The organism is Sphingomonas sp. P4_G2 (assembly GCF_056401155.1).
This window is the reverse complement of the sequence record NZ_JBFUJY010000002.1, coordinates 155,960-168,779: the sequence shown is the minus strand read 5'-3', so window position 1 is coordinate 168,779 and position 12,820 is coordinate 155,960. Positions and strand designations below refer to the sequence as shown.

Genomic DNA, 12,820 nt, shown 5'->3' with positions numbered 1-12,820 from the left:
TTTCTATGTCACGTCACGGTTGGTGAACGATGAAAATCGGCACCGGGCTTTCGCTCAGCATCCGCTGGGTGGCACCACCGAAGGCCGCTTCGAGGAAGCGCGACCGGCTGAATGCGCCCATCACCACGTAAGCGGCATGTTCGATCATCGCTTCGGCCATGATCACCGAACCCGGCCGGTCCATCAGGCACTTCTCGCGGCGGATTGTCGCATGAATGCCGTGCCGTGAGAGATAGGTGGCGGCTTCCTCGAGCGGCAGCGCCAACGACCCGTCCTCGGCATGGAATAAGGTGACCGAGCGCGCGAGCTTGAGCAACGGCACTGCCGCTCGCAGCGCCGCGGCGGCATGGTTCGATCCGTCCCAGGCGACTACCGCTCGTCCCTGAAGATCGATCGACCGCGCCTTTTCGGGTACCGCGAAAACCGGTGTGCGGCCCTCGAGGACCATGTCGCCGGCGAGATCGAACATATTGGGATAGGCCGACTTGTCGTCCAACCCGCGATTGACCACCACCAGATCGGCGAGCTTTGCTGCACGGCGCAGACAGGTCGCAGCGTCGCCGGTAGCGTCAACCACATTGTGGGGAATATCTTCCCTGCCGAGCCGCGCTTTCAACGCGGCGCTATTGGTAGCCTCGGCCTGCCGTTCCTCCGCTATGATAGCGGTGCCGGTATAGGTGCCGGTGAAGTCGGCGGAGGCCAGCGTAGTCATCGCCACATCAAGACAGGTCAAATGCCCATCGATCGCTCGCGTGATGTCGATCGCGACCTGCAGCCGCGCTTCCTGGCCGCAATCGTCATGCGCCAGGACCAGGATGTTCTTCATGACCGCCTCCATCGTCGGGATGGAAGCACGCTATGCTGGTCAGCGAGGCCGCAATATCGGGATAGCTACGTACTCAAACCGCTTTGCTGAAGCGCTCGCCGGCTGCCGTCCTGAAGGCATCGAACGCGACTGCGGCGAGCCGCGCATAGGGCTCGCCATCCGGCAAAATGACCAGCCCCGTGTCGTGCCGGCGGATCAGCCCCCGCTCCTCCATCGACGCCAGCTTCGGTGCGGCGTCCGCCATGACTTGTGCCGCGACGGCGAGCGGCCAACCGAGCTCGATCAAATCGACGCGACCGTCGCACAACAGCCGCTCGATCACCGCGCCCCGTCGCTGATCGTCGGCCGAGCGCCGGATTCCCCTGATCGTACCAAGACAGCCGTTTTGGACCTTCATCCGGTATCGCCCGACATGCTTTTCAGTCTGGGCGATCAGCCCCGGAAACAGGCTGATCGAGGATGCCCCGAGGCCGATCACCGCGTCGGCGTCATCGTCGGTGAACCCCTGGAAATTGCGCCGCAACGTGCCGTTGGCCGCAGCGAGCGCGAGCTTGTCGTCGGGCCGCGCATAATGGTCGAAGCCGATCGGTTGAAGGCCTTCTTCGAGCCACAGGTCGCGAGCCAGGATGCTTTGCCAGAAACGCGCTTCGGCGTCGGGCAATCGGCTGTCCTCGATCATCCGCTGGCGCGGCAGCATCCGCGGCAAATGGGCATAGCCGAACATCGCCACGCGGTCGGGCGCCAGATCACGCGCCAGCCTGATCGTTCGCGCGATCGTGTCGAGCGTCTGACCAGGCAATCCGTACATCAGGTCAAGGTTGATGTGGTCGATACCCGCGCGCCGCAGATCCTCGACGCAACGCGCAACGATGCGAAACGGCTGCAGTCGGTTGATCTTCACCTGAATACCGAGGTCGAAGGTCTGCGCGCCCAGGCTGACTCGCGACACATTGTTTGCCGCGAGCATCCGACAGAAATCGGCATCGAGATGCCGCGGATCTAGCTCCGCCGCCCATTCGGCATCCGGCAGGATTTGAAAGCTGTTCCGGACCGCGGCGGCGACGCGCTCGAACTGAGCGGGCGACAAAGCATTGGGACTGCCGCCACCAAAATGGACGTGGCTGACGCTGCCCTTGGCGCGATCCGCAACCATGCCGATCTCCGCAACCAGAGCCTCGACATAGACGTCCAGGCGCGACGCACGACCGACCGGGCCGGTATTGCAGCCGCAATACCAGCAGATCTCATGGCAATAGGGAATGTGCAGATAGAGCGAGATCCGATCGCGCGGCCGCAACGCATCCAGTGCTGCCCGATGCTCGGCCGCGCCTACCGTTTCGGTGAATTCCGCGGCGGTGGGATAACTCGTGTATCGCGGCACCGAGCGAGCGGCGAGGTCGGCGTGAAAGACGGCCATCAAAACTTCCTTGGCTACATGCCGATCTGCGCATTCATGACGGGATCCGTTCTGCCCGGCTTCACGCGAACAAATCCTGTTCCTCGGCGCGCGCGATAGGGTCGGGCACGACGAAGCCGTGGCCTGTCGCTGGCGAATGCGTCCGGCAGTGCGGCACGCTTAGGGCGAGCCAAGCATTCCACCACGCCGTCCACCATTGCACGGGTTGCAGCCAAAGCTCGCGGCTACAGAGCCAAAGCTCTTCCGCGGCTTCGCTTGGCGGTGTTTCCGGTGTGACTTGCTCCATCGGTCTTCTCCTCGTCGAGCGATGCCGGGATAGGACGCGCCTCGCTGCCCGGCCTATCGGGGATCATACGTAGACGCGCGACGCCGGCATTCAGGCTGCGGGGGCGGCGCCCTGCCCTGTTCCCCCCTCGGCAAGCCGTGCCATCTCCGCGCGGCGCGCCGCGTCGAGCACGGTCGCGCAAGTGCTGCGCGCCGCCTCCCGGACACGCTCCAGCTGCTCGGCGGCATATTGCTCGCTCAGCCCTTCGACGACCGCATCGATATGGACGTGTTCGGTCGCGGCGAGCTGGAAGATCGTGCCGAGATAGCGGTCGAAGCTTTCGCGAAGCGATGTCAGCTGACCCTGTTCGCCAAGCCAGGCCTGGGTCGATGCCGAGGTCGAGAAGCTGATCATATGACGTCCCTTGAGAAAGGGATTGTGCGCCTGGGCATGGTCATGGCTCGGTTTGAACCCGGCACCGAGGACGCGATCGACATAGCCCTTGATCATCGCCGGCGGCCCGCCGAACCAGATCGGATAGACGAAGACCACGACATCGCAGCGCCGGATTTCTGTAAGGTCGTAGACGACCTCCAGCTCGGGAGCTTCGCCGAGATATTCGAGCACCGGGTCGAAGCGGTTCAGATAGAGGTCGCGCAGGAACGGCCTTTGACCGCACGCCTCGACCGTGTCGCAATAGGCCTGCGCGATCTGGTGGTTGAAGCTCCCGCGACGCGGATGGGCGAGCACTACCAAGTGTCGGATAGGGTCGATCGCCATGACCTGTCTCCCGGCGTCAGTGTTTGAGAAAGAGCGGCACGGGGCTTTCCTGCAGGAGCCGCTGGGTCACGCCACCGAAGATGCTTTCGACCAGGCGCGAATGACCGAACCCGCCCATCACCACGTAATCGGCCTTGAGCAGAGCGATCTGCTCGAGGATCGGGAAAGCGGCTTTCTCGCCGAACGCGGGGTCCGAGCGAACCTGCGAGGCGATGTTGCGCTGCGCGAGCAGAGTTTGCGCCTGGCTGGCAGGAAGCTTCAGCGAACCATCGTCGATCTCGACGATCGTGACGGTCGAAGCGCGCCGCAAGAGCGGGATTGCCGCCACCATGGCATGATGCGCCTCGCGCGATCCGTCCCAGCAAATCAGCACCTCGCCGTTCAGGCATATGCCCGGCGACTCCGGCGGCACCGTTATGATCGGCGTGTCGGCGCTGACCAGCAGTTCGCCGATCGTGGCATAGGTGGGAGGAAAGAGGTCCGCGCGCGGCGCGCTCATCACGATCAGATCGGCCAGTGCGGCCAATTCGGATAATGCCGGGAGCATGTCGTCGCGGCGCTCGATCCACTGCGCCGAGAGCCCACTCGCCTCGACCTGATCGCGGACCGTGGTAAGCGGCGCGAGCTCGGCTTCCATCACCAGCGATCCGCCGCGTGCCGCCCCCGCCCCTCCGACATCCGGCTCGGCCAGATCGACGCAAAGAAGCCTGCCCTGGCTCGCCCGAACGAGGTCGAACGCCGCCTGCAGTCGGGATTGCTGTCCGACATCGTCGTGGATCAGCACCAGCACGTCGCGCATGACTTTCTCCTGTATTCGGGCATCGCCGAAGCGGCCCGGGATCGGTCATGATGTACCAACCGCGCAGGCGCGCCGGATATACGCGTTATCCCCGATACGGGCGTTCGGCGGCTTAGCTTGTTGGTTCGCCACGGCAGATGTCGACGGGCACCAAATCCTGACCCGACCAGTCCACGCTCTTCGCCAACCTTGCTCGTCGCTTTTGTCCGTTTGTCGAGCGATGTCACGCCAGCCGCAGGACATGCAATGCAACCGCCGCCGGCGCCATCCTGTTCTTCTAGTGCCGCTTGCAAAGGGCGGCGTCCGGGGCCACCGCTCCGGTCGCCGCTCCATCCTCCTAGGGTCAGCCGATGTCGTTACGCTCCGCGCGCCTCGCACTCATCGCTTCGATCGCCTTGCCGATCGCCGCACAGGCGCAGAACGCCCCCGCCGCCCCGGCCGCGGCGGATGACGATATCGTGGTGCTAGGTACCGGGCTCGATCTGCCGCCTGGCACACCGGCTTATGGCGCGACGACGATCGACCGCGATCGGCTGACCAACGACGCCTCGGGCCGCGTCGAGGACGTGCTTGCGGACGTCGCCGGTTTTCAACAGTTTCGCCGCTCGGACAGCCGCTCGGCCAATCCGTCGGCGCAAGGCGCGACCCTGCGCGCGCTGGGTGGCAATGCCTCGAGCCGGACGTTGGTGCTGCTCGACGGCGTGCCGATCGCCGATCCCTTTTTCGGCTATCTGCCGTTCAACGCGCTCGTGCCCGATCGCCTCGCCGGTATTCGCGTGACGCGCGGCGGCGGGTCGGGGCCGTTCGGCGCCGGTGCCGTCGCGGGCACGATCGAACTGGTCAGCGCCGGGCGGCGCGACTTGCCGCTGCTGAGCGCGGAAGCATTGTATGGCAGCCGCGAGTCGGAGAGTCTTTCCGCAAGCGTCTCGCCGAGCCTCGGCGGCGGCTTCGCGACGTTGTCGGGCCGGTTCGAGCGCGGCGACGGTTTCTATACCACGCCCGACTATCAACGTGTCGCGGCGAGCGTTCCCGCGCGGTACCGCGACTGGTCGGCATCGGCTCGCGCGGTCGCGCCGATCGACGCCGATACCGAATTGCAATTCCATGGCCTGCTGTTCGGCGACAATCGCACGCTGCGCTTTCGCGGCGCCGATTCGAGTTCGGAGGGCGAGGATGCGAGCATCCGGCTGGTCCATCGCGGCGGCTGGCAGGTCGACGCGCTCGCTTACGTCCAGGCACGCAATTTCTCCAACAAGGTGATCAGCGCGACCAGTTTCAAGCTGACGCTGGACCAGCGCACCACACCCGCGACCGGCATCGGCGGCAAGATCGAGCTGCGCCCGTCGGTCGGCCACGACCAGGTCGTGAGGATCGGCGGCGATGTCAGGATGGCCGATGGCGAACTGTTCGAGGACGCCTATAACAGCGCCGGCGCGGTGACCGCGCGGCGGAACGCCGGCGGCAATTCGAGCGTCGCGGGATTGTTCGTCGAGGATGACTGGACGCTCGGCAAAGTGGTGCTGACCGGCGGCGCACGGCTCGATCGCTGGACATTGACCCGGGGCTTTTTCCACGAACGCAACGGCTCCGGCGTCGCGACGAACAACCAGGCATTCCCCGATCGCAGCGGGACCGAGTTCACCGGGCGCGCGGGCTTGCTCTATCGTCCCGTCGCCGCGGTCGCGTTGCGTGCGGCGGGATATACCGGTTTCCGCCTGCCGACGCTCAACGAGCTCTATCGGCCGTTCACCGTCTTTCCCGTTACCACCCAGGCCAATGCCAGCCTGAAGCCGGAGCGGCTGCGCGGGGTGGAAGCTGGAATAGACGTCACCCCCCTGCCCGGCCTGACGGTTTCCGGCACATTGTTCTACAACAAGCTGGCCGATGCGATCGCCAACGTGACGATCGGCACCAATCTGCGCCAGCGCCGCAATGTCGACGCCGTCGAGGCGAAAGGGGTCGAGGCGAATATCGTCTGGCGGCGCGGCGCGATGATGATGTCCGCCTCCTATGCTTATTCGGACAGCAAGGTCCGGGCGCCGGGCAATGCGTTCGACGGATTCGTTCCGGCGCAAAGCCCCCGCCATGCGGCCAGCGCGACCATCGCCTGGTCGCCCAGGGCCGGACCCATATTGTCGGCGACGTTGCGTTATGTCGGCGACCAATATGAGGACGATTTGCAGACCGACAAATTGGCTGCGGCGACCACCGTCGACTTGTTCGGCAAGCTGCCGATCGCGCGTGGCTTCAGTGCGGTCGTCCGCGCCGAAAATGTGTTCGATGCCCAGGTCATGACTCGCAACCAGGCCGGATCGATCGACCTTGGCACGCCAAGGACGCTGTGGATCGGCGTTCGCTTCGGGGGATAGGATGGACGAACTGAGGTGCCTTCCTCGAGGCCCAAAAAAGGAGGCCGCCCGTTGCGGGGCGGCCTCAGCGTCGCCTTTCAGGAGGTTAGAAGGCGAAACGGGCGCCGAAATTGAACTGCCGCCCGCTATGGGTCAGCACATTGAGGCGATTGGTGGAATCGACGAATTGATCGTTGAGCTCGTCGGTCAGATTGATCATCTCGAGGCTCAGTTTCAGTCGATCGGTGAGATTGTACGAAATCTGCGCATCGACGTTCAACGTCGAGTTGGTGCCGTTATAGCTATTGCCTTCGGTCCCCGGCACCGCGGTCAGATATCGGGAGCGATACGCGACCGAGCCGCGCACCGACAGCTTCTTGTCTTCATAATAAAGCGTGCCGTTGGCAGCGTATTTCGACAGGCCGACCAACGGCGCGGTGACAAAGGCGGATCCGCTCGTCGAGATCAGATATCGAATATTCGAATCGACATAGGTGAAGTTCGCCAGCACGCCGAAATGGCTCGCCCAGCCGCCGAGAAAGGTGAAGGGCTGCTGGACGTTGACTTCGAACCCGCGCAACTTGCCGCCGCTGGAATTGATCGGCTGGGTGACGATGAAGGAATCGCTCGGCGACGCGGTGGTGCCGGCCAACAGCGAGTCCGGCAGACCGAGTGACGAGAACGGAACGGTGACGCTCAACGTCTGAACGAAGGTGTCGATATTCTTCTGGAACGCCGACACGGCGTAGATCGCGCCGCTCGACGGATACCATTCCACGCTGGCGTCGAAATTGGTCGATGCCGTCGGCACCAGATCGGGATTGCCCGAGCTGAAACTGCGGTTGCCGCCCGACACGTTGAGGTTGCCGCCGGGGGTGATCGCCGAGATGCCGGCACGCGCCAGCGTCTTGGCCGCGGCCAGACGGACGAGCAGCTTGTCGGTCACGTCGAACACCAGATTGCCCGACGGCAGCCAGCGATCGTAATTGCGCGTCGCGGTCACCAGGTTGATTGCCGCTCCCTGGCTGGCATAGCCGGTCGAGACCTGGTTGGTGCGCACGTAGCGCAAGCCGATATCACCGCGTAGCGGCAGGCCGGCATCGGCGAAATTGAACTCCGCCATGCCCCAGGCACCTAGGTCCTTTTCAACCACCGTGACATAGGATCCGCGGGCCGTCGCATTGGCCACGCCGCCGGTTGCGTAGAGCGGATCGCTGTAGATACCATAGAGGCTGGCGAAAGCGTTGAGGTCGGGTACGACGAACGCGGTCGGCGTGCCCGCCGGCACGTCGAGTCCCTTGCCGAACCCACTGAACACCTTGGTCGCCGCGGCGATCTGCGCGGGTGTCAGCGTCTGGACGACGGTCTCACCCGACAAGCGACGATGTTCGGTCGAATCGTACGAGAAGCGCCGCCAGTCGACCCCCGCCTTGATCTTGACCTCGGGCGTCGCGGTCCATTCGAGGAAGCCCTTGGCGTTGGTGAAGCTGTTATCGACCGTCTGCGGGCGTATCCGCACTTCCGACGTGCCGTTGGTAAAAGCGAAGGTCGCCGGATTGGTGACGTCGACGCCAGGCTTGATCGTCGGAAAACGCGTCGAGAAATCGTAGTAGAAATTGTTGGTGTTGGCCGCATCGAGCGTCACCGTGGTCTGGACCGGATTGCTGAAGGCGGAATCGGCGTACCCCACGACCGCGCCGAATTTCAGCTTGTCGCCGAACTTCTGGTCGAGCGTCGCGGTGACCTGATAGAAATCGGTCTCGAGCTCGTCGTAACGCGACTGCACGCGCAGATCGACATTGTCGAACGTACCACTGATGATGTTGCGATTGGCATCGACCGTCGCCGAGCGGATGATCGTCTGCGGCTTGCCGCTGCCCGAGCGACTGAAGCTGATCGCCTGGAATTGCGCTTCGCTCCGCGTGCCGTCGAGACGCGAGAACAGGCCGTCGATCGAGATCAACGTGCGGTCGGTCGGCCGAAACTGGATCGACCCCGCCGCACCCAGGCGCTTCTGGAAAATGTCGTAGCTGACCAGGCCGGGAATGCGCGGATGATACAGAGCGGTCGCCGGATTGGCGTCGTTGATCTGGGCGAGCGTATAGCCGTTGATCGTCGAGGCGGCGTTGAAGCCGCCGTTGAACCCGCCATAGGTCCAGCGCGTGATGTTGGCGCCCTCCTCGATCAGCCGGCGCTCTTCATAGGCGAACGACAATAGCACCCCGAACCGCCCGTCCCGAGTGGACGCCGTGACCAGCCCCGACAGCCGCGGCGTCACGCGCTTGCGCAGATCGTTATAGCTGCCCTGCACCGAAATGACCGCGGTCGGCTTGTTATAGTCGAACGGCCGCGCGGTCTGGAGGTCGACGGTTCCGCCGAGCGATCCTTCCTCGATATCGGCGGTCGCGGTCTTGCGGACCGTCAGGCTGTTGAACAGGTCGGACGAAAAGATGTTGAAGTCGAACCCACGACCGCGATTGACGCCACCCGAATTGTCGGTGCCTCCAGTGGTGCCGATCGCTTCCATCCCGTTGATCCGCACGCGGGTGTAATCGGGCCCGAGGCCGCGCACCGAGATGTTGCGGCCCTCGCCGTTGACGCGGCTGATCGCCACGCCGGGAATGCGCTGGAGCGATTCGGCGAGGTTGAGGTCGGGGAATTCGGCGATGTCCTCGGCCTTGATGGCGTCGACCGTGGCGGTCTCCCTGCGCTTGATGCCCAGCGCGCTGTTCAGGCTGGCGCGGAAGCCGGTGACGACGATATCCGCCGGTGGCGCCTGATCGTCCACGCCTTGCGCGCCAGTCGGCGTCGGCGCGGCGACTGGCTCCGCCGCCGACGCTGCCTGCGCCCAGGCGGGCCCTGCTGCCATCAGACCAAGTGCCGCTGACGTGGCGCCAAGCCCGATCTTCAGCCCACGGATGCCGGTGATTGCCATTTTCAGTAACTCCCCAACTCGCGGCACATGCGCCGTCATTGTGTCCGACCTCATCGACGGGCCGGTTCTCGATACATTGGGGTAGTCCGGCGTTGGCCGGTCAGGCCAACCCCAATACGGCATGAATCATTGCGGAACCTGCACCAATCGGGCGGGACCATGCTGACTGCGCCGCGATCTAGCCACGGATTGGCAGGATCATGCCGCTTTTCGACTTGGACCGCTTTCGCCGTTGCCGCTAGCGTTCGGGATGAAGTTGCGGTGATCGACCGGCCAAAGGCGCGGCGCCGACTGGGAGAGCGCTGGATGGCAACCGACACCGACCGACCGACCTGGGTACGATACCGCATCATCGCGCTGATCTTCGTCATCACCGCGATCAATTATGCCGATCGCGCGACCTACTCGATCGCCGGCAACGCGGCATCGAACGAGCTCGGCCTCACCCCAGTCCAGACCGGTTTCATCCTCTCGGCCTTTGCCTGGGCCTATGCCCTCGCGCAAATTCCCGGTGGCGCCCTGCTCGATCGGTTCGGCACCAAACGCATTTATGCCGGCGCGATTGCCTTGTGGTCGGTGATGACCGCGATGCAGGGGCTGGTCGGATGGGTGCCGGGGGTCGCCGCGCTGACGATGCTGTTCGCCTTGCGCTTTCTCGTCGGGCTCGCCGAGGCACCGTCCTTTCCCGGCAATGCCCGGCTGGTCGCCGCGTGGTTTCCCGGACCCGAACGCGGCACCGCTTCGGCGATCTTCAACAGCGCGCAATATTTCTCGCTGGTCGCGTTCGCGCCGCTGATGGGCTGGCTGGTGCACAGTTACGGCTGGCGATCGGTGTTCTGGGTGATGGGCGCGCTGGGCATCGTCGCGACGCTGGCCTTTGTCGCCTTCATTCATAGCCCAGTGCGCCATCCTGCGATCAACGCGGCCGAGCTCGATCATATCGAATCCGGCGGCGGGCTGGTGCGGATGGAGGAAAAGCAGCCGTCGCGGACGCCGACCTTCACCTGGGCGAACCTCAAGCCGCTGCTCGCCAGCCGGATGATGCTGGGCATCTATCTGGGCCAATATTGCATCAACGTGCTGACCTATTTCTTCGTGACCTGGTTCCCGATCTATCTGGTCAAGGAGCGCGGGCTGAACATCCTCGAGGCCGGGTTCGCCGCAGCGGCGCCGGCCTTGTGCGGGTTCGCCGGCGGGCTGGTCGGCGGCTATGCATCCGATCGCATCCTGGCGCGAACCGGCAATCTCAATCTCGCGCGCAAGGGTCCGCTGGTCGTCGGGATGCTGCTGGCGACATTGATCATCGCCTGCGTCTGGGTCGATGCCGAATGGCTGGTCGTGCTGCTGATGGCGGTCGCGTTCTTCGGCAAGGGCATCGCGTCGCTCGGCTGGGCGGTCATGGCGGACGTCGCACCCAAGCAGCTCGCCGGGCTATCGGGCGGCGTGTTCAACATGTTCGGCAATATCGCCGGCATCGTCACCCCGATCGCGGTCGGCTATATCGTCGGCGCGACCGGATCGTTCGACCTCGCTCTGGTGTTCGTCGGCGCGCACTGCCTGCTGACGATCTTCGCCTTCCTGGTCGTGGTCGGACCGATCCGGCGGCTGGAACTGGCGGCGTGATCGTCGATCGCCGCCTCATGCTCACCGGCGCCGTGGCGCTGGCGGCGCTCCCCGCGGCGGCGCGTGGACGGCCTGGACCGGTGTTGGTCGACACGCCGATGGCACCGCCGCGCTGGGCCAGTCTGCAGCGCCAGTTGCTCGACGCCAACATGGCGGCGTGCGAGGCGTTCTACGGCAAATATGTCGATGCCGACGATGCCTTGCGGGTGGCCGCTCGCTGGGGCGCCAATGATGGCCCGGACGACGCGGCAGAGGCTACCAACGATTGGGTGACACTCCACGCGCTAGGGGCGCCCGACCGCCTGCTGACGCTGGCCCAGCGGTTTTACGAGGGTCATTTGCGGCAATATACCGCCGCGCGCACCACCGAAGTCCCGATCGCGCGGCGCGGCATGTATTACCGCGAATTCCCGGTCCAGATGGACTGGCAGCACAATGCCGAGGGGCTGACCACCTTCAACGTGATGGGGCTGAGCGCGCCGCACGACCCGAGACTGTTCGCGCGTACCCGGCGCTTCGCCGATTTCTATACCGGACACGATCCGACCACCGGCAATTACGATCCGGCGCATCGCGTCATGCGCAGCCTGCTCAACGGCAGCCGCGGGCCGATGCTGCGCACCGCGACCCCGCTCGACTGGGCCGGCGATCCGTTCGACCCGCGGCCGTTCCATATGGAGCATGGCGAACAGACGTATCGGCAGACGCTCGACCATTATGCCGCTTATGGCGACGTCGCCGGCGACAATCCGCTCAACCTCCAGGCAACGACGCTCGGCCTCAACGCCTATGCGCTGGGCGCCGGGGAGCGGTTCCGACGCTGGGCGCTCGACTATCTCGATGCCTGGGCCGAGCGCGCGCGCGCCAATGGCGGCATCCTGCCGAGCCGGGTTGGACCCGACGGCAGCGTCGGCGCCGATTGGTGGCGTGGCGTCTATGGCTGGGGATTCTCGCCGATCGTGCCGCAGACCGGCAAGCGTGAGGATCGCAACCGCGTGCCGCGCGCGATCACCGCGTTCCTCGGCGCGCTGCTGCTGACCGGCGACCTCGACTATATCCGACTCTGGCGACGGCAGAATGCGCGGATCAACGACGCGGCCAAGTCGATCGACGGCCGGGTGTCGGCGCCAACCATGTACGGAGCAGATGGCTGGTACGGCTGGAAATCCGGTCCTTATCGCACCAACGGGTTCGAGATCTGGTATGCGACCCAGGATCCGGCGGACCGCGCACTGGCCGGCGACCATCCCTGGATCGCTTTCCTCGAAGGCCGCGATCCAGGCTATCCCGAGCGGGTGCTGACCGGCGACCTCAAGCTGGTCGCGGATCGCGTGGCGGCGCGTCTCGCGGATCCCACAACCCCGGCGACGCGGCTTGCCGACTGGCCGCTTGATATCAATCCGGCGAGCGCGGGCGCGCTGGTCGCGACGATGACCGGCGGGCTGCATATCGCCCGCCCTCCCTGGTCGCCGACCAGCCCGCCACAGGGCGGCGTGCCGCTACATTGCCGGCTGCGCTATTTCGACGCCGACCGCCGCCGCGCCGGTGTGCCGGAGGATGTCGGCGCGTTGGTCCATAACCTGGGCGACCGCTCGACCGAGGTGAGCCTGGTCAATCTCGGCTCGCGCCCGCGTACCGTGATCGTTCAGGGCGGCGCCTATGGCGAGCATCGCATCGATCGACTGACCATGCACGGCGTGACGCGGACGGTCGGCGGACGCGATGTCACGATACGACTGGCGCCGGGCTGCGGCGGTCGGCTCATGCTGGCGATGGCGCGCTATGCCCATCGCCCGACACTGGCATTCCCCTGGGACCGCCGCTGAG

8 protein-coding genes are annotated in these 12,820 nt (G+C 65.1%); 3 read left to right on the top strand and 5 right to left on the bottom strand.

The annotated features are described in order from the left end of the window. Positions 1-13 precede the first annotated feature (13 nt). From AC1DRD_RS06220 to AC1DRD_RS06205, 4 genes are all read right to left on the bottom strand, one after another. On the bottom strand, positions 14-826 hold the full coding sequence (locus AC1DRD_RS06220; protein ID WP_478040741.1) for a universal stress protein: 813 nt from the start codon (positions 824-826) through the stop codon (positions 14-16). A 73-nt stretch (positions 827-899) separates the two neighbouring features. After that, positions 900-2,243 (bottom strand): oxygen-independent coproporphyrinogen III oxidase, encoded by a 1,344-nt coding sequence (hemN, locus tag AC1DRD_RS06215; protein WP_478040740.1) that lies wholly within the window; start codon positions 2,241-2,243, stop codon positions 900-902. A gap of 376 nt (positions 2,244-2,619) precedes the next feature. After that, positions 2,620-3,288 (bottom strand): NAD(P)H-dependent oxidoreductase, encoded by a 669-nt coding sequence (locus tag AC1DRD_RS06210; protein WP_478040739.1) that lies wholly within the window; start codon positions 3,286-3,288, stop codon positions 2,620-2,622. 16 nt (positions 3,289-3,304) lie between these two features. Further along, positions 3,305-4,087 (bottom strand): universal stress protein, encoded by a 783-nt coding sequence (locus AC1DRD_RS06205; RefSeq protein ID WP_478040738.1) that lies wholly within the window; start codon positions 4,085-4,087, stop codon positions 3,305-3,307. A 350-nt stretch (positions 4,088-4,437) separates the two neighbouring features. Between AC1DRD_RS06205 and AC1DRD_RS06200 the strand changes: the two genes are divergently transcribed. Next, positions 4,438-6,456 carry a TonB-dependent receptor plug domain-containing protein gene (locus AC1DRD_RS06200; RefSeq protein WP_478040737.1) on the top strand — a complete coding sequence of 673 codons (2,019 nt, stop codon included), beginning with the start codon at positions 4,438-4,440 and terminating at the stop codon, positions 6,454-6,456. A gap of 85 nt (positions 6,457-6,541) precedes the next feature. On the opposite strand, the gene AC1DRD_RS06195 is transcribed toward AC1DRD_RS06200, so the two are convergent. Next, the gene (locus AC1DRD_RS06195; RefSeq protein WP_478040736.1) at positions 6,542-9,370 is read right to left on the bottom strand and encodes a TonB-dependent receptor; all 2,829 of its coding nucleotides are present in this window, start codon (positions 9,368-9,370) and stop codon (positions 6,542-6,544) included. A gap of 306 nt (positions 9,371-9,676) precedes the next feature. On the opposite strand from AC1DRD_RS06195, the gene AC1DRD_RS06190 reads away from it, so the two are divergent. Continuing rightward, entirely contained in the window at positions 9,677-10,993 is a 1,317-nt protein-coding gene (locus AC1DRD_RS06190; protein WP_478040735.1) for an MFS transporter, read from the top strand. Continuing rightward, the gene (locus tag AC1DRD_RS06185) at positions 10,990-12,819 is read left to right on the top strand and encodes a DUF8034 domain-containing protein (RefSeq protein ID WP_478040734.1); all 1,830 of its coding nucleotides are present in this window, start codon (positions 10,990-10,992) and stop codon (positions 12,817-12,819) included. Before AC1DRD_RS06190 ends, AC1DRD_RS06185 begins: the two co-directional genes overlap by 4 nt. The last annotated feature ends 1 nt before the right edge of the window (position 12,820 follow it).